Annotated in this window: 20 protein-coding genes; 11 read left to right on the forward strand and 9 right to left on the reverse strand. The window is 45.3% G+C overall.

The features are described from left to right. Nucleotides 1–560: 560 nt before the first annotated feature. The 6 genes from rluB to E5Y90_RS03300 form a co-directional block, all read right to left on the reverse strand. Nucleotides 561–1,595 carry a 23S rRNA pseudouridine(2605) synthase RluB gene (rluB, locus tag E5Y90_RS03275; RefSeq protein WP_151204908.1) on the reverse strand — a complete coding sequence of 345 codons (1,035 nt, stop codon included), beginning with the start codon at nt 1,593–1,595 and terminating at the stop codon, nt 561–563. A gap of 41 nt (nt 1,596–1,636) precedes the next feature. Next, on the reverse strand, nt 1,637–2,227 hold the full coding sequence (gene scpB, locus E5Y90_RS03280; RefSeq protein WP_151204909.1) for an SMC-Scp complex subunit ScpB: 591 nt from the start codon (nt 2,225–2,227) through the stop codon (nt 1,637–1,639). After that, nucleotides 2,224–3,018: a segregation and condensation protein A gene (locus tag E5Y90_RS03285; protein WP_174659399.1), complete on the reverse strand. Its 795-nt coding sequence runs from the start codon at nt 3,016–3,018 to the stop codon at nt 2,224–2,226. The genes scpB and E5Y90_RS03285 overlap by 4 nt, the downstream gene beginning before the upstream one ends. Before the next feature lie 528 nt (nt 3,019–3,546). After that, the gene (locus E5Y90_RS03290; protein WP_174659400.1) at nt 3,547–3,816 is read right to left on the reverse strand and encodes a hypothetical protein; all 270 of its coding nucleotides are present in this window, start codon (nt 3,814–3,816) and stop codon (nt 3,547–3,549) included. A 39-nt stretch (nt 3,817–3,855) separates the two neighbouring features. After that, on the reverse strand, nt 3,856–4,473 hold the full coding sequence (locus E5Y90_RS03295; RefSeq protein WP_174659401.1) for an L-threonylcarbamoyladenylate synthase: 618 nt from the start codon (nt 4,471–4,473) through the stop codon (nt 3,856–3,858). An 85-nt stretch (nt 4,474–4,558) separates the two neighbouring features. Continuing rightward, nucleotides 4,559–5,221: an elongation factor P hydroxylase gene (locus E5Y90_RS03300; RefSeq protein WP_174659402.1), complete on the reverse strand. Its 663-nt coding sequence runs from the start codon at nt 5,219–5,221 to the stop codon at nt 4,559–4,561. 97 nt (nt 5,222–5,318) lie between these two features. Here E5Y90_RS03300 and E5Y90_RS03305 point away from each other — a divergent pair, with 97 nt between their 5' ends. The 6 genes from E5Y90_RS03305 (at nt 5,319) to lysM (ending at nt 9,079) form a co-directional block, all read left to right on the forward strand. Then, on the forward strand, nt 5,319–5,876 hold the full coding sequence (locus E5Y90_RS03305; RefSeq protein WP_174659403.1) for a YceD family protein: 558 nt from the start codon (nt 5,319–5,321) through the stop codon (nt 5,874–5,876). A 77-nt stretch (nt 5,877–5,953) separates the two neighbouring features. After that, nucleotides 5,954–6,136: a 50S ribosomal protein L32 gene (gene rpmF / locus E5Y90_RS03310; RefSeq protein ID WP_151204915.1), complete on the forward strand. Its 183-nt coding sequence runs from the start codon at nt 5,954–5,956 to the stop codon at nt 6,134–6,136. A 234-nt stretch (nt 6,137–6,370) separates the two neighbouring features. Beyond that, complete coding sequence (fabD, locus tag E5Y90_RS03315; RefSeq protein ID WP_151207342.1) at nt 6,371–7,357, forward strand: ACP S-malonyltransferase; 987 nt, start codon at nt 6,371–6,373, stop codon at nt 7,355–7,357. Then, nucleotides 7,354–8,088, forward strand: coding sequence for a 3-oxoacyl-ACP reductase FabG (gene fabG / locus E5Y90_RS03320; protein ID WP_151205520.1), 735 nt, complete (start codon nt 7,354–7,356; stop codon nt 8,086–8,088). The genes fabD and fabG overlap by 4 nt, the downstream gene beginning before the upstream one ends. Before the next feature lie 86 nt (nt 8,089–8,174). Further along, nucleotides 8,175–8,411 carry an acyl carrier protein gene (gene acpP / locus E5Y90_RS03325; protein ID WP_004893297.1) on the forward strand — a complete coding sequence of 79 codons (237 nt, stop codon included), beginning with the start codon at nt 8,175–8,177 and terminating at the stop codon, nt 8,409–8,411. Between the two features lie 188 nt (nt 8,412–8,599). Beyond that, on the forward strand, nt 8,600–9,079 hold the full coding sequence (lysM, locus tag E5Y90_RS03330) for a peptidoglycan-binding protein LysM (RefSeq protein WP_151207344.1): 480 nt from the start codon (nt 8,600–8,602) through the stop codon (nt 9,077–9,079). Nucleotides 9,080–9,209: 130 nt separating this feature from the next. Here lysM and E5Y90_RS03335 read toward each other — a convergent pair whose 3' ends face one another. Continuing rightward, nucleotides 9,210–9,677 carry an Lrp/AsnC ligand binding domain-containing protein gene (locus E5Y90_RS03335; protein WP_151205518.1) on the reverse strand — a complete coding sequence of 156 codons (468 nt, stop codon included), beginning with the start codon at nt 9,675–9,677 and terminating at the stop codon, nt 9,210–9,212. A 140-nt stretch (nt 9,678–9,817) separates the two neighbouring features. Here E5Y90_RS03335 and E5Y90_RS03340 point away from each other — a divergent pair, with 140 nt between their 5' ends. The 4 genes from E5Y90_RS03340 (at nt 9,818) to E5Y90_RS03355 (ending at nt 14,224) form a co-directional block, all read left to right on the forward strand. Continuing rightward, a complete protein-coding gene (locus tag E5Y90_RS03340) occupies nt 9,818–11,077 on the forward strand; it encodes a D-amino acid dehydrogenase (protein WP_174659404.1) in 1,260 nt (419 codons plus the stop codon). 38 nt (nt 11,078–11,115) lie between these two features. Beyond that, nucleotides 11,116–12,234: an alanine racemase gene (alr, locus tag E5Y90_RS03345; RefSeq protein ID WP_174659405.1), complete on the forward strand. Its 1,119-nt coding sequence runs from the start codon at nt 11,116–11,118 to the stop codon at nt 12,232–12,234. Between the two features lie 29 nt (nt 12,235–12,263). Beyond that, entirely contained in the window at nt 12,264–12,626 is a 363-nt protein-coding gene (locus E5Y90_RS03350; RefSeq protein ID WP_174659406.1) for a RidA family protein, read from the forward strand. Nucleotides 12,627–12,784: 158 nt separating this feature from the next. Then, entirely contained in the window at nt 12,785–14,224 is a 1,440-nt protein-coding gene (locus E5Y90_RS03355; protein WP_151207352.1) for an amino acid permease, read from the forward strand. Between the two features lie 55 nt (nt 14,225–14,279). On the opposite strand, the gene hemJ is transcribed toward E5Y90_RS03355, so the two are convergent. Both hemJ and E5Y90_RS03365 read right to left on the reverse strand, forming a co-directional pair. Beyond that, nucleotides 14,280–14,732 (reverse strand): protoporphyrinogen oxidase HemJ, encoded by a 453-nt coding sequence (hemJ, locus tag E5Y90_RS03360; RefSeq protein WP_151205609.1) that lies wholly within the window; start codon nt 14,730–14,732, stop codon nt 14,280–14,282. Nucleotides 14,733–14,755: 23 nt separating this feature from the next. Continuing rightward, nucleotides 14,756–15,985, reverse strand: a complete 1,230-nt coding sequence (locus E5Y90_RS03365) for a beta-ketoacyl synthase N-terminal-like domain-containing protein (protein WP_174659407.1) — start codon at nt 15,983–15,985, stop codon at nt 14,756–14,758. Nucleotides 15,986–16,260: 275 nt separating this feature from the next. Between E5Y90_RS03365 and E5Y90_RS03370 the strand changes: the two genes are divergently transcribed. Further along, entirely contained in the window at nt 16,261–17,787 is a 1,527-nt protein-coding gene (locus E5Y90_RS03370; RefSeq protein WP_174659408.1) for an EcsC family protein, read from the forward strand. The last annotated feature ends 69 nt before the right edge of the window (nt 17,788–17,856 follow it).

Consider the following 17,856-nt stretch of genomic DNA (forward strand, 5'->3'; position numbering starts at 1 on the left):
CTCAGGAAACAGGTGGGATAGCTGCATATGTATCAGATTCTGGTCGGCTGTAACTGAACAGACTAAGGTTAAGCTCATGATCCTGTGCGGCTGTATGGAAGCGGAGCAGCCCAGTCTGCTGCTGATCTGCAGGAGGAATCACACTAGATTACATCTGTTGAACCTTATTGAATTTACATATCTTATGAGAAGGATCAGCAAAGAGCGCCCAAGCGGTACTGCCCTCGGAAATAACAAGTACCCGATAGGTTTTTATAATATGGTGGCTGATTACCAATAATATAGAACATCCGATCGGTATACAGATCCATGGATCCAGTATTTTTAGAGGCTGCGTACTGAAATCACGAAAAAAATGAATATCGCTGAAAGGGATGAAGCTGCGCTGAGGATCTGCTCTTTGCCAGATGCTGTAATCAACCAGCATAAAATGCACTAGCATTAGTATGTAGAAACCATAAAGCCGGGAAGTCTGAGGTGCCACAGGATGATAATATTGGGTCATTATTATTGTTCTTACAAAAAAAGAGCCACCGAAGTGACTCTATCTTAATGAAAGATTAAAACTTTTTAAAGCCTTTGTTGATGCCATAAGGACGACGCGGTGCATTTTCATCACGCTCTTCACGACGACCAAAACCCTGTTCATGACGATTGTCACGACGTGCGAACTGGGTACCGTTCTGGTTTTCACGACGTACAAAACCACTGTCTTCACGGCCATGAGTATTTTGTGGCTGATCATCGGTATCACGACGTTGCTGACGCAAATACCCCCCACGGCGTGCTGCCAGTGGTTTTTCCTGCATACGTTCATTGCGGCGTTTTGCCATACCGTATAGACCCGTACCTTGGCGCGGCTTGAGCTCAACTGCTTTGGTCAGGTTATCAATATCCTGTTTATCCAGTTCCATCCAGCGACCTGTACGCAGCTCACGTGGCAGAATTACCGTTCCATAACGTGTACGTAACAGACGGCTGACTTTCAGACCTTGTGATTCAAAAATACGGCGCACCTCACGGTTACGACCTTCTTTTACCACCACTTGATACCAGCGGTTGATACCATCGCCACCCAGCTCAGAGAAAGACTCGAACTTGGCCGGACCATCATCCAGTACCACACCTTTTAGCATGTTGTTTTTCAATTGTGGAGTTACTTCACCCATGACACGAACGGCATATTCACGTTCAATTTCATTTGAAGGGTGCATCAAGCGATTCGCCAGTTCGCCATCATTGGTGAACAGTAATAACCCGGTCGAGTTAATATCCAGACGGCCGACCATTACCCAGCGATCATTTGCCAGAGCAGGCAGGTTATCAAATACCGTTGGACGGCTTTCAGGATCATTGCGCGAACAGATTTCGCCTTCAGGCTTATAATAAATCAGTACACGACGACGAATTTCATCTTCAATCTGGAAATGAACTTTACGACCATCAATGCGAAGCTCATCACCTGGTTCAATACGTTCTCCCACTTGGGCAATTTGCCCATTTACACTTACACGTCCAGCGGCAATGACTTCTTCCATATAACGGCGAGAACCCAGACCAACACGTGCAAGTACCTTTTGCAATTTTTCACTCATGACAGCATAACCTTAGAAATAATTATCAACAGTTCACCTATTTATGATGTCAATCCATTTGTATCGAGCATCATAAAAGCTTCCTTGGCATTCTGTAAGGGAGGCAATTGGCCTAAACTGATTAAGCCAAAAGCGTTCAAAAATTGTGGCGTTGTGACTAACAACGCAGGTCTTCCCGGGAGTTCACGAAACCCGGATTCCTTAATCCAGTTCCAGTCAAACAGCGTACGCAAAATCTGGCTGTTATTGGTGACTCCACGAATCTGTTCAATATCGGCTCGTGTGACCGGCTGGTGATACGCAATGACTGCAAGTATTTCCAGTAAGGCAGGCGAGAGACGTGTTGGTCGCTCAGGCCAGGTCTGTGCAATAATTTTACGATATTTTGCACGGACTTGAAAACGGTAACCTTGTGCCGTTTCAATCAGTTCAATGGACCGGCCATGGAATAGCATCGAGAGCTGTTGTAAATACTGGCGCAATTCCTGCTTGCTATAACGGTCATGAAACGCTTCCTTGAGGCGTGCCAATGACACGGCTGAATCACTGGCGAATATAATCGCTTCAAGCTGCATTAACACTTCATGCCGGTTATCTTCGGCAGATAAAGGACTGGCTGGATCGAGGGTCATGAGCGAGCTCCTTGAATTGCGAGCGGGGCTTCTACGCCTGTAGCAATAATCTGGATTTTTTGTTGGCGAGTCAGCTCCAGTACGGCCATAAAAGTCACGACCATGCCCATACGGCCCTGACTCGGTTTTAATAGTGCATCAAATAACAGCACTTCACCCGATTCAATACAACTTTCAATATAAGCAATCCGCTCTTCGAGTAACACCGGTTCTTGCTGAACCTGATGAATGACTGGTTCAGGACGATTAAAAACGCACAGCAGCGCATCCCGGAGCAGGTCAATATTGTGGCCTTCATTGGGCTGGATAAACTCACCCAGGCTGACATTGGTAGCAAAAGTGTCACGTTCCAGAACACTCATCTGCCCCAGATGCTCTGCTGCCTGTTTAATCCGTAGATAATTTTCCAGACGGTCAATTAGTTCCTGCCTTGGATCTTGCTCGACAGTTGAAGTTGTTTTAGGCTTGGGAAGCAGTAAGCGCGATTTAAGATCCGCCAATAATGCGGCCATCACCATATAATCAGCTGTCAGCTCAATATTCAGGGACTTCATGGCATGCATATAAGATAAATACTGTGACGCAATCGGTGCAATATCGACCTGTAATAAATCAAAACCGTTGCGCTGAATCAGGTAAATTAAGAAGTCAAGTGGGCCTTCAAAATGTTCTAACAGAATTTCAAATGCGGCAGGCGGGATATAGAGGTCCTCTGGAATCTGATCTTGCCACTCATCCAATACACGGATTTGCAGAGCTGATTCCACCACACTAGAGGTCATTTGATTCATTACAATTATAGGCCACGCGAATTTTCAAAGGCATGAAAGGGCTCGGACTTCGATCTTGTATCGAAAGAAAAAGCACATAAAGAGTGGCGCTATTGTACGGTAAAAAACTTGCTAAATAAATTGTTTGAAAATAATTTTGCTAAAAACGCGAAATTAAATCTACTATTCATGTATTTAAAATCTGCTCTATCCTCATAAAAAGCCCAATAAAGTGAAAGCTTCTGGCAGAATTCTATGGTGAGTTTAGATGTGTTGGAGTGCATAAAAATGAGTATAGATCAGCATTATCTGATTCAGCGATATGAACTCATGAAATTTCAAACGATACACTACATCGCATGGTCAATTTTCTCCTGAATTATGCCAGAATTCAAAAATATAGAATCACAGAGGCTAAAGCGTCTACAAATGAAGGGCACAAGATCGAACTTTCTTGGTTTAAGTTATTTATTTGGAAGCCTGAAGCTCTTTAAAATACTTGCTGAAATTATCTATAACTTGGAATTGAACGGAAAGATGCTGAGTTCGTCAATCGGACTGTTGCCGTAAGGCAAATTCAATCATACGTTGATAGCTGCTGGCCAGACATAAATTCTGGTTTGAATAGAGCTGGAAAAGTCTGTGAACCCAAGAAAGCTCAAGAAAGAACTTATATTCAATCTGGTCAAGATGCAAGACCGGAGAAGAACTAGCTTCGACCAGGATGGCTCTTGATTGCAAGGTCCAAGGCTGTTCTGCATAAATCAGCTGATGTGCCGGAAAGGTATGGTAATTCAGGAGGATATAAAATAAATCCATTTATATGCCTCCTGTATTTTTTCAATCTATTTACGTGATTTACTCAAAAGCACTTACATCACCTACGCCGCGACGCACAATTTCCGGATTTTCCCCCGAAAGATCTACAATTGAGGTGGTACTTAAGGTTCCCAGACCACTATCTACAAATACATCAATACGCTTGCCGAGCTGGGTTTCAATATCAAAAGGATCATCCAGAGGATCATCTTGACCGGGAAGAATAAGGGTGGAGGTCAGCAAAGGCTCCCCCAGCTCTTTAAGGAGCATCTGGCAGACCTGATTGCTGGGAATACGCAGCCCAATCGTTTTCTTCTTTGGATGCATCAGGCGGCGTGGAACCTCACTGGTGGCTGGTAAAATAAAGGTAGTGACGGCCGGTGTATTGTTCTTCAACAAACGATACATGGCATTGTCGACTTTGGCATAGGTCGCAATATCGGACAGGTCACAGCAGAGAATGGCATATTGATGCTTGGGGCCAAGTCCACGAATCTGTGCAATCCGTTCCATGGCATTTTTATTTCCGATCTGGCAGCCAATTGCATAGGCCGCATCGGTAGGATAAACAATCACATCCCCGGCACGGATACGCTCGACCGCCTGGCTGATTAAACGAGGTTGCGGATTATCCGGGTGTACACGTAAATGCAGCATAAATATTCCTCCAAACTCTGCCATTGCTCTATTATGAAGCGCATATTGAGCCACTGGCAATCATAAACAGGTAGATTTGTGTAATCTAATCAAGCATTTCACGTAAAAACTCATGAGCTTGTAAACTTTCGCCATTCCGCGTACAGGCGCAAATATACTCAATGAAGCGATTGGCATCGCGTGGCAGTCTGGCGTCGCCATTAAAATAGCGCTGCACCTGGGCATGAACATTGTCTTTAAAGCTGGTTCCATCCCCGCCTTCACCAGTCAGATTATCTAAAGAAACCCGGAATTTACGCCCAAAGGCGGTGGCAAACATCCACTCAATTGCTTGCGGCTTGATTTCCACCTGTTCAAATAAGGCCTGCTGCTCCTGGGTCCGGCCATCTGGCGCATACCAATAGCCCAAGTCTGGCAGTTTGCGGCGCTCATCGCCAGCAATGGTCCAGTGACTGATCTCATGCAGGGCGCTGTTGAAAAAGCCATGAGCAAACTGGATTCTTGCCGGACCGTCCGAGCTGGCCGGGAAATATTCTGGTTCAAAATCACCACGAACTAAGCTGACATTTAAGTGGGAAAACCAGTGATTAAAGTGTAAGATGAGCCAATCAACCTGTTCTGCTTCTGAGGATAAATTCGCCCAGAGTGAGAGTTGCACTTGCTTGAGTGAGTTATCAGAATCAGGCGTTGAAAGTGTGCTAACGAGTGATGAAATATTCACTTCTGTTTGCGGCTGCAACAGATGCATGACTTAAGTTACCCAAATGGTCTGTCTAAATAAGTACAAAATTGTATCTTAATCTTTGACAGAGTACTGATGAATTTGTAGAATTGCCGCCTTAATTATGTCAGCAAATACCTTTCCGGCACAGATTGAGCCGTTTAAATGGGCTGAACAGGGCTTTAAATGGTCAGGTCAACTGCCTTTATCCCGCTTTGTTCGTATTGCTCGTGAAGCTGTTGGATCAATTGATGATCAATTGATTAACATAGACTGTAAGCTATCAATGGATGCCTATCATCGCATTGCATGGCTAAATGGTCACGTTGAAACAAAAGTTTCTATGGAGTGCCAGCGCTGTCTGGAACCTGTAGAAATTGAACTTGTTTCAGATTTCCATTTGGCTCTTGTAGATGATGAGTCACTGATAGAGCGCTTGGATGAGGATGCTGATTTCATCGTCCTAGGTGAAAGTGAAGCAACGAGCAAAGGTGATTATGATGCACCGGCGACTGCTGATTTACTGGCACTGATAGAAGATGAGCTGTTATTGTTGTTGCCTTTGTCTCCTAAGCATGATGTTTGTGAGCATAAGCACCAGCCTGCTCAAGAAGAGTTAGTTGAAGAAAAACGGGATAATCCGTTTGAAGCTTTGGCTGCTTTGAAGGGTAAACTTAACTAATTTTTGTGTTATACTCATAGGTATAAGACAATCGAATTTGTTCTGATCCATTTTTTCGATCTTTGTAAGGAGCCATCATGGCCGTTCAGCAAAACCGTAAAAGTCGCTCTCGCCGTGACATGCGCCGTTCACATGACGCTTTAACCGAGAATGCATTAACTGTAGACCAAGCTACTGGTGAGACTCGCCGTCGTCACCACGTATCTAAAGATGGTATCTACCGTGGTCGTCAATTATTCGCTAAAGCATCTGCTGAATAATTGGTGATGTATTAAGCGTTAGAGCTTAGTAGAAAAAATGGGAGCATTAAGCTCCCTTTTTTTTATGTCTGCTTTTGGTCTTTATAAAGCCAAAGCCGCCGATTTTGTTGTATTTGGCAATTACAGACAGCAAAATTCCATGTTAAATTGCGCTCCACCATGAGTTAGGTGGTTGGATTGGTCAATCAAATGACCCTTAATTCAAAGCCACCTCTTGAATGAAAGGATTTATTTATGTCTGCTCAACAGCTCGAACAAGCAGCTCAAGCCAGCAAAACTGCTTTTGTATTCCCGGGCCAGGGTTCACAAAAAACCGGCATGCTGGCTGAACTGGCAGAACAGTTTGCCGGTATTCGTGAGACCTTTGCAGAAGCGTCCGAAGCGGTAGGTTTTGATCTGTGGCAAATCGCTCAAAGCGGTGAAGGTTTAGACCAGACTGAATTTACCCAGCCTGTACTGCTGACTGCCTCGGTTGCTTTATGGCGCGTATGGCTAGAGCTGGGCGGTGTAGCGCCAAAATATCTGGCCGGTCATTCACTGGGTGAATACAGTGCGCTGGTTGCAGCAGGTGCTTTGAGTCTAGGCGATGCTGTGAAACTGGTGAACCTGCGCGGTAAGCTGATGCAAACGGCTGTTCCTCAGGGTGTGGGTGCTATGGCAGCGATCCTGGGTCTGGATGATGCTAAAGTTATTGAACTGTGTGTACAGGCGACTGAAGCAGGTGAGGGTTCGGTTGAAGCAGCCAACTATAATGCACAAGGTCAGGTAGTGGTTGCGGGCAATAAGGAACGCGTTGAAGCAGTGATGGCACTGGCCAAAGAAAATGGCGGCAAAGCCATTGCATTGCCAGTTTCGGTTCCATCTCACTGCTCGTTGATGAAACCTGCTGCTGAACAGTTTGCTCAGGCTTTGGAACAAAGTGCCATTGAGATGCCGCGTATACCTGTATTACAAAATGTAGGCGCTCAAGCAGCAACCGATGTTAATGCACTTCGTCAGGCTTTAACGGCGCAGCTTTATGAGTCGGTACAATGGACCAAAACCCTACAATTCCTGCAAGATGAAGGAATTGAATACATCGTAGAATGTGGTCCGGGGAATGTATTGGCCAATATGGCAAAACGTTTACCAAAAATTGAAAAAGCACTTCCACTCGATACTCAGTCTCGTCTGGAAGATGCACTAAACACCGTATTGGTGGCAGAAGGGAAAATTGCATGACACAGGAACGTAAAGTTGCCTTGGTGACAGGTGCAAGCCGTGGTATTGGTGCGGCAATTGCACAACAATTAATTCAAGACGGTTATTTTGTGGTAGGAACTGCAACTTCTGAAGCTGGTGCGGAAAAACTTTCTGCACAGTTTGCAGAGCAGGGTGCAGGCAAGGTTCTGGATGTGCGCGATGGTGCTGCCATTGATGCGCTGGTAACCGAGATTGAAAAAGACTTCGGTTCGGTACTGGTACTGGTGAATAATGCCGGAATTACCAAAGACAACCTGTTATTGCGTATGTCGGAAGATGACTGGGATGACATCCTGAACATTCATCTAAAAGCTGTCTATCGCTTGTCTAAACGTGTCCTGAAAGGTATGACCAAGGCGCGTTTTGGCCGCATTATCAATATCAGTTCTGTGGTCGCGCACTTTGCCAACCCGGGACAGGCCAACTATTCTGCGGCAAAGGCAGGAATTGAGGCATTTGGCCGCAGTCTGGCCAAAGAAATGGGCAGCCGTCAGATTACAGTCAACTCAGTTGCACCAGGTTTTATTGCGACTGAAATGACAGAGCAGTTAAGTGAAGAAATTCGCAAGAAGATGAGTGATCAGGTGGCTTTAAACCGTTTAGGTGACCCACAGGATATCGCTAATGCGGTAAGTTTTCTGGCTTCTGAAAAAGCCAGTTACATTACCGGTACAGTCATTCACGTAAATGGTGGTTTATACATGAGCTAAACAGCACATGTATTAACTTTCCAAATTTTTTAGATTCAATTAAACTAACGGCATTAAAAACGCCACAAGCAATGAGGAGAATTCCTGTGAGCGATATCGAACAACGCGTTAAGCAAGCGGTTGCAGAACAACTTGGTATCAAAGTCGAAGAGATTAAAAACGAAGCATCTTTCATGGATGACTTGGGTGCTGACTCTCTAGACCTGGTTGAGCTTGTTATGTCTTTCGAAAATGACTTCGACATCACCATTCCTGATGAAGATTCTAACGAAATCACCACTGTTCAATCTGCAATTGACTATGTTTCTAAGAAACTGGGTTAATTACTGATTTTTAGCTTTTGGGCTGAACTTAAAAACCACCATTCAGGTGGTTTTTTTGTTTTTGTCTAAAAAGATTTTAAAGTCTTTACAGTCCATTACTCTTGCTTACCAATGTATAACTCTGTATCTGCCGCTTTCACTATACTAATAACAATGATCTTAATTAACAATGAGAAAGGAGTTGGGATATGGGGATTTTTGATTTCGTAAAAGGGATAGGCAAGAAAAATACGGCTGCCGCAGAGCCACAACAAACTACGCCACAAGCTGCCGCAGCAGAACCTTCTGCACAAGAAGTTGCCAATAAATTATTGGGGCATGTAAAGAGTTTGGGCCTACCGATTAGTGGATTATCAATTAGTTATAATTCGACGACCGATCTGGCCACCGTACGCGGAGAAGTACAAAGTCAGGCCGACCGTGAAAAAATTATTTTGGCAGTGGGAAATATTGATCATGTAGCCCAAGTTGATGATCAGTTGACTGTAAGCAATCCTGAAGCGGAAAGTAAATTTTATACCGTCAAATCTGGAGACACTTTATCTAAAATCTCCAAGGATTTTTATGGCGATGCCAACCAGTATAATAAAATCTTTCAGGCCAATCGCCCTTTATTAAAAGACGCAGATGATATTTTCCCAGGTCAGGTGTTGCGTATTCCTACCTGAGGTTTAACTGATCCTCTTGATCTATTTAAATAGAGGAACCGAATCCATTTTATTTAGATTAATAGCTCACAGCAAAGCCTCGGATAGAGGCTTTGCTGTTTTTAGGTTTTGGGAGGGTCTGAGGAAATGCTTAAAGTCCGACATCCAGATATAAACTTTCTTTTACTTCCTCCATCACAATATAGCTATGCGAAGATGCCGAAGAGGGTAGTTTTTTGAGTAAATCGCCGAGTAGCCGACGGTACGCACTCATTTCTTTGAGACGCGCTTTGACCAGGTAATCAAATTCACCTGAAATCAGATGACATTCCAGTACTTCCGGGATTTCAATTAAATCCCGCGCCACCTGATCAAAAACATCGCCAGATTTTGCAGAGAGCTTGATTTCCAGAAAAACCAGTAAGTTGCGCTCAACCTTTGCGGGATTTAAACGGGCGTAATATCCCATGATGATACCATCACGTTCCAGTCGCTTGACCCGTTCTGAACAGGGCGTTGTCGACAGGTTGACCCGGGCGGCCAGCTCACTAATGGCAATCCGTCCATCGTGTTGCAGGATGTCTAGAATCATGCGGTCTACCCGGTCCAGTTTACGCATTTGTTATTTCCTCTCTTTTTTAAATTCGCACGATAAAATTGGCTGATTCACTGGATTAATCCTCATAAAACAGTGAAATTCACTATTTAACCAAAAATATACTAGTGAAATAAACTATAAATGTCATTGAGGATCATGTCATGCGCGTTATTGTACTGGGTGGTGGAGTCATTGGAGTCACAAGTGCCTACTATCTTGCACAGCAGGGAGCAGAGGTCACTGTTCTTGATCGCCAGGCAGGGCCGGCTGAAGAGACCAGTTTTGGTAATGCCGGCCAGATTTCTCCAGGCTATTCGACGCCATGGGCCGCACCTGGTATTCCGTTTAAAGCTGTGCAGTGGATGTTTCAGCATCATGCGCCACTGGCCATTAATGTCGATGGCAGCTTGTGGCAGCTGAAATGGATGGCGCAAATGCTGAAAAACTGTAATGCCCAGCATTATGCCGTCAATAAAGAACGTATGGTGCGCGTGGCAGAATATAGCCGTGACTGTTTGCGCAATTTGCGTCGTGATATCGGTATTTCTTATGAAAACCGCTCTAAAGGAACCTTACAGATCTTCCGTAAAGAGGCACAAGTAGAGGCAGTCCAGCGAGATATTGAAGTCCTGAAAGAAACGGGTGTTGAATTTGAGCTGCTAGACCGCGATGGACTGGCCAAGGTTGAACCTGCTCTGGCCGAAGCCAAGGACAAACTGGTGGGTGGTCTGCATTTGCCGAATGATGAAACCGGGGATTGCTACCTGTTTACCAATGCGCTTGCAAATTATGCCAAGGGTATGGGGGTTGAATTTCGCTTTAATCAGAATGTTGAAAAACTGATTGTGGAAGGGGATCAAATCAAAGGTGTTATGGTGAATGGCAAGGTGCTGACTGCTGACAAATATGTGCTGGCTTTTGGTAGTTATTCACGTGATTTCTTAAAACCATTGCATCTGGATTTACCGGTTTATCCGGTGAAAGGTTATTCACTGACCATTCCGATTGTGGATGCTGCTCATGCACCTGAATCGACAGTGCTGGATGAAACCTACAAGATTGCCCTGACCCGTTTTGACCAGCGTATCCGGGTGGGTGGTATGGCAGAACTGACCGGCTTTAATTTAGGCCTAAATGAAGATCGCCGTGCGACTCTGGAAATGGTGACTCGTGACCTGTTCCCGGGTGGAGACATGGAGCAGGCCAGTTTCTGGACTGGTTTACGTCCAATGACGCCGGACAGTACCCCGATTATTGGTGAAACCCGTTATAAAAACCTGTTCCTGAATACCGGACACGGAACTTTGGGCTGGACTATGGCATGTGGTTCAGGAAAGCTGATTAGTGATCTGGTGTTGGGTCAAACGCCTGAAATCAGTACTGAGGGCTTGTCGCTGAACCGTTATCAGCAGGCAGCTTAAGCAGTTTTTAAGGATTTTTGGATTCAGGGAAGCGAGTTATGCCACGTCCAATTCACGCGGTTATTCATCAACAGGCGCTAAAACATAACCTGAAAGTCGCCCGTTCCTTTGCAGCCCAAAGTCAGGTCTTTGCCGTGGTTAAGGCAGATGCCTATGGGCACGGCATTGAGCGGGTATATCCGGCCTTGCAACAGGCGGATGGCTTTGCCTTTCTAGATATTGCTGAAGGCAAACGTCTCAGAGCCTTGGGCTGCGACAAACCGCTATTATTGCTCGAAGGTATCTTTGGTCTAGAAGATTTATTTGACTGTGCCAAGTATGCAATGGCCTTTGCCATTCATGCTCCGCATCAGCTGGAATGGCTTAAATCATTTGTCAGTCTGCAACCAGAAGCTCAGTTGGATGTATTTCTGAAAATGAATAGCGGCATGAACCGGCTCGGATTTCTGCCCGAACAATATGCCGCAGTATTTCAAGAACTGCAAAGCATCCGGCAGATACGCTCAATTAGCCATATGACGCATTTCTCTGATGCCGATAGCATGCGCTTGGGCCGAGAGGGCATTGAACATCAGCAACTGGTTTTTGCTCAAACGACCCAAGGTCTGCCGGGCAAAATCTCGCTGAGCAATAGCGCAGCTATTCTCCGGCATCAGCAGCTGCATTCAGATATCGTGCGTAGCGGTATTATGCTCTATGGCAGTTCACCGGACTATCCGGCGCATAGTATCGAGCACTGGAATTTGCAACCGGCCATGAGTCTGCGCAGTGAACTGATTGCTGTGCAGCAGGTGCCAGCCGGCAATACGATTGGTTATGGCTCCAGTTTTGTGGTCGAGCAGGACATGCAGGTCGGAATTGTGGCCTGTGGCTATGCGGATGGTTATCAGCGCATTACCCAAACCGGAACTCCAGTTCTGGTCGATGGGATTAGAACCCGAACCCTGGGCCGGGTCAGTATGGATATGCTGGCTGTTGATCTGGGGCCTGTTCCGCAGGCACAGCCCGGAAGTGAAGTGGTGCTGTGGGGGCAGTCTGTTAAGGGGGCTGTTTTGCCCATTGATGAGGTGGCAGCAGGGTCAGGCACTGTAGGTTATGAACTTATGTGTGCTATCACAGCGCGGGTGCCTATCCAAATAGACGCCTGCAAATTTTAAAATATCAAATGCAAACCGAGGAGCAATTCATGACGGAACATGCAAATATTCAACGTTTAAACAGCAATCAGGTCATGAGTGCTGTGACCATTCATCAGCAGACAGTTTATCTGTCAGGCCAGGTACCGGACAGTACCCATCTTGATATTGAGGGTCAGACTAAAGAAGTGCTGGCCAAGATTGATCAGTTGCTGGAACTGGCAGGGACGGATAAAAGCCGTCTGTTGTCTGCACAGCTATTTGTGAAAAATCTGGCAGATTTTCCACAGGTGAATGCACTCTGGATTAACTGGATGGAAGGTTGTGGTACACCTGCGCGTGCCACCATTCAGGCCGATCTGGTTAATCCTGACTGGTTGATCGAGATTGCGGTGATCGCAGCTCAAGCCTAGATAGAACTATGGTTTTATATCGGTTAGTAAATAACTGCAGTACATTAGACAGGCTCAAGCTCACTCCTTTGGGGTGAGCAGCATTAACTCTTCAGTTCAGGATCGAATTTGAAGAGTTTTTTTGTAAGTCCTGTAGATGTTTAAAAGGATGTTCAGATATGAAAACACCTCCCCGTACTGACGCGACGCAAGCGTCTCCCCATGAGTTGCAACGTAAACTCTCCAACCGGCATCTACAATTAATTGCGATTGGCGGCGCCATTGGAACAGGCCTGTTTATGGGTTCTGGTAAAACCATTGCGCTGGCAGGCCCTTCAATTTTATTTATCTACATGATCATTGGGGCAATGTTTTTTTTTCTGATGCGCGCATTAGGGGAAATTCTGCTATCCAATCTGCACTATAAATCTTTTATTGATATGGCGCATGACCTGATTGGTCCGGGTGCCGGTTATTATATTGGCTGGTCTTACTGGCTGGGCTGGGTTTTGGTCGGTATTGCCGATCTGGCCGCGATTATCAATTATCTGAACTTCTGGTTGCCACCTGATATGGTCTTTACCCCTTTGGGGCAAGCGCTGATCAGTGCGGGTTGTGTACTCCTGGTACTTGGAATTAACTTGCTTACAGTCAAACTGTTTGGCGAAATTGAATTCTGGTTTGCCCTGATCAAGATTCTGGCTATTCTGGGTCTGATTGCCATCGGTGGCTATATGATCTTTAGTAATTTTCAGACACCTGGTGGTTCGGTTGCCAGCTTGAGTAATGTCTGGGTACATGACGGTATGTTCCCGAAAGGAGCCATGGGCTTCCTGGCTGGCTTCCAGATTGCCATGTTTGCCTTTGTTGGGGTGGAGCTGTTAGGAACAATGGCGGCTGAAACCAAGGATCCTGAAAAGAATCTGCCGAAAGCCGTGAATGCAATCCCGACACGAATTATCCTGTTTTATGTACTGTCTTTACTGGTTATTATGTCAGTGACCCCATGGGTAGAAATTCCAGCCGATCAAAGCCCATTTGTGACGCTGTTTCTGCATGCAGGTATTCCTGTTTCAGCGATTATCATGAACCTGGTAGTGCTGTCTTCGGTCATGTCTTCCATGAATAGTGGAGTATTTTCCACCAGCCGTATGCTGTTTGGTTTGGCACGTGGCGGACAGGCACCTCAGGGGCTGGCTGAGCTTTCCAAGCGCGCAGTTCCGGCTAAAGGCCTCCTATTTTCCTGTGGTTTTATTATGGCCGGTGCGGTATTTCAGTATTTTGTGCCGAATACCATGGAAGCCTTTACCTTGGCGAGTGCGCTCTGTGTCATCCTGTTTATCAGTATCTGGAGTCTGATCATGGTGTGTTATATCCGCTACCGCAAGCAGCAGCCAGAAAAGCATGAAGCGTCCAGCTTTAAAATGCCCGGTGGTATCTGGATGTCTTATATCGTGCTGATCTTTTTGTTCTTCGCGCTGGTCATTCTTAGCCTGGAACCGGATACCATGAAGGCCCTCATGATTAGTCCGCTCTGGCTGATGATTTTATTTGCGACTTATCACCTGTTATACAAACCACGTGCACGCAAGCGTCAACAGCTACTCTCTGGAGAGTAACGGTTAAATAAAAAAATCCCCGAATGATCGGGGATTTTTTTATTTTGTTATGACATTAGAAGACGGGTTTAACCACCACCAGAATCACCACTGCAAATAGAATGAAGGTCGGCATTTCATTAAAAAAACGCCAAAATTTATGGGACTTGTAATGCGCATTTTTCATCAGTTGCTTGCGGTAATAACCACAAACCAGATGGTAAATCACCAGTAAGCCGACCAGACCCACTTTTAGGTAAAACCATAAGGCTTCATGATAGTGGCGCGTTGCATCGCCCCAATCTACCAAAAAGTGTGCGGTAATTAAGGTGGCGATCATTGCAGGCCACATAATGCCGCGGTACAGCTTGCGTTCCATGATCTGGAAGCGTTGATGGCTTATCGCATCTTCACTCATTGCATGGTAGACATAAAGCCGTGGTAAGTAGAACAGGGCAGCGAACCAGCATACCACAGCAATAATATGTAATGCTTTTACCCACAAGAAAGCATCAGAAGGAGCATCCATCAAGTCACCCTATTTGGGGCAGCTTAACCTTCCCATTTCTTGAGAACGAGACAGGCATTTACGCCGCCGAAACCGAAACTATTACTCATCACAGTATTCAGTTTTGCATCACGTTTTTCAAGTACGATATCAAATGGTTTTGCGCCTTCATCCAGTTCAGTCACGTTGATGTTTGGTGCAATAAAGTCATTCTGCATCATCAGAACTGAGTAAATGGCTTCCTGAACACCCGCTGCACCTAAGCTATGACCGGTCATGGATTTAGTTGAACTCAGTGGAGGAACCTGACCTTCACCAAATGCACGCTCCATTGCTTTAAGTTCGGTCACGTCACCCGCTGGTGTAGAAGTACCATGTGTATTCACATAGTCGATTTTATCGACACCATGTTGCTTGGCTTCTTCCAGTGCCATCAGGATACAGCGTGTTGCACCTTCACCACTTGGGGCAACCATATCCGCACCATCAGAGTTAGCCGCATACGCCACCACTTCTGCCAGAATATTGGCACCACGCGCCTGCGCATGTTCCAGAGACTCAAGCACTACGAAACCGCCACCGCCAGCAATGACGAAGCCGTCACGGTCTGCCGAGTATGGACGTGAAGCTGTTTCAGGCGTGTCGTTATATTTAGAGCACAGCGCACCCATTGCATCAAACAGCAAGCTTTGTGACCAGTGATCTTCTTCACCGCCACCAGCCAGCATCAGGTCCTGTTTGCCCAGCTGAATCAGGTTGTACGCATAACCAATGGCATCGGCAGAGGTTGCGCATGCGCTGGTGATTGAATGTGCCACACCTTGAAGTTTTAGAGCCACGCCCACGTTTGCTGTAATCGTATTGGACATGTTGCGTGGTACGAAGAACGGACCAACTTTACGTGCGCCTTTTTCTTCCAGCAGTTTAACCATTTCTACAACAGATGCCGTCGAGTTGCCACCAGAACCGCCTGCAATACCATAACGCGGGTTATTGGCCAGGTCTTCTTGTTTTAAGCCCGCATGTTCAACTGCTGCGATAGCCGTGTTATAAGCATACATGGCGCAGACGCCCATAAAGCGTTTCAGTTTACGGTCGATTCCATCGAAATCCTGTTCAGCAGCTGCACTGACATGGCTTTTAAAATTCAGTTCGGCATAAGTCGGGTTAAAACGTGTTCCTGAAATCCCGTTTTGTAAAGAATGGTTTACATCCTCTAATGTATTACCGATGCACGAGTTAATACCCATACCAGTGATGACAACACGTTTCATCTACAGATCCTTATAGTTTATCTCTGGGTCAGAGGGAGATATTTGGCCTTGTAAAAACAGCGAAATATGGCGCTGACACCTGTTTCACGATGGTGAACATCATAGCAGAAAGGTTTTTGAAATCTTATGGCAAATGTTATGCCGTGTGACAGTGAATTGAGTTCATAAAGTGTCGTATAGGGCTTTTACCAAATGAAACAGAATAAGGTTGAGATAAATGCTGACTACACCTAGTATTTATACCAAATACAAGCACGTGCATGCTGAGGTGGAAAATGGGAAATGCTAATAATAAATCATCTAATGGTCTGATTTCGAATGCGTTTGGAGTGGCGAAAAAGTTCAGCTCAACAGGATTGGATCTGTTACATCATGTCGCACCTGATTCGGTTACTAAAGTCGGTAAAGTTTTAAATAATAATTCTATAATTGAGGGTTCAGCCAAAGTGAAAAGTCCGTTTACAGCAAAAAAATATGAAAATCCAAAGCAGATGTTGCGTGAGCATCTCCCGAATGTTTCCCGTCAGTTATTGGGCCGTCGCTTTAATACCGTCAATAACGTGGCACATTTTGTTTCTCCGCAGCTTACTGAAAAAGTATCGGATTATTTCTTTGACCATTTAAATCATTTCAGTAACCAGATGAGTTCAGTTGATGCCATTCTGGATGAAGCAGGTGCACGAGAGCTGGAAGAGCTGACTCAGGACATAGACCGCTCAAAGCGTCTTTCTCAGGCTTTTGGCGAACAGAATAAATGGATTGCTACGCTACAGGGTGCAGTGACTGGTACCACAGGTGTCGTGGGAACGGCAATTGATATTCCCGCGTCGTTATTACTGGCTTTACGTACCATTTATCAGGTGGGCCGTTCTTATGGTTTCGACCTGAATAAAGAAGATGACCAAGAAATCGTCCAGCATATTTTTAAACAGATTGATCTCAGCCTGATTGCAGAAAAACAGACCTTGCTGCTCGGTCTGAAAGCCATCAGCAATACCCTTAAAACTCATGATCTTTCTCAATTACAGAACATGCTGGGCTCGGATAATGATATCGAAGCTCTGAAAAAATGGCTCAGTAAAGAAGATGGCAGCATGAAATGGGACTGGATGAACCATATATCGAAGTTTTCTATTCTAGAGCAGTTAACCAGGCTGACTCCACTGGCTAGTGCGGGAATTGGTGCAGTATATAGCCATCGTTTTGTGGATGATGTGAATCAAAAAGCTCAGGACGTTTTCTCGCATGCACGTCAGTATCTGTTACAGCATCAGGATACCAGTTTATCGCCATATTCAGCTTATGAAAAAGCGATGAGTCTGTTAGAGCAGGCTGCACCGAAATTACTGGAAAAAAATGATGCGGAGGAGGTTGCTCCTGCCCCAGACAAGCCAGTTTTAGATAAAGAAATTACGCTTGAAGGAAATGATCATATCACTCAGGTGAAGCTGGTTAAAAAACAACAACAGGATTTGAGCCCTGAAGATGCTGAAGTGAAAGAAGATGAAAAAGTCAGAGAAGGGCTGGATAAACTAACAGATCAATTGGTTGAGCCGGTAGCAGATAAACACATGCAGCAGCCTGCAATTCCTAAAGATGCTTTTGATGCGGATGCCGCCTTGGACGAAGAGTTGGGCCTGCCATCAGAAAATACTGAAAGTATTGAAACTGTTACTACAGCAGAAAATATCGATGCGGCGGAACAGAAGGATCAGGCAGTGGAGGCTAAGCAGCCGCAAGCTACCGAGAAAGCTGAAGATGTTACAAAAAATAGTGCTAAAAAATCAAAAAACAAGCAGTAAATGATGCTGTAATGAATAGTGTAAGTCTTGAACTTATCGGACTTTGTCTGGCACAGATATATTGACCGA

The sequence above is a fragment of the Acinetobacter sp. 10FS3-1 genome (genome assembly GCF_013343215.1).
In the GTDB taxonomy this organism is placed as follows: Bacteria; Pseudomonadota; Gammaproteobacteria; order Pseudomonadales; family Moraxellaceae; genus Acinetobacter; species Acinetobacter lwoffii_C.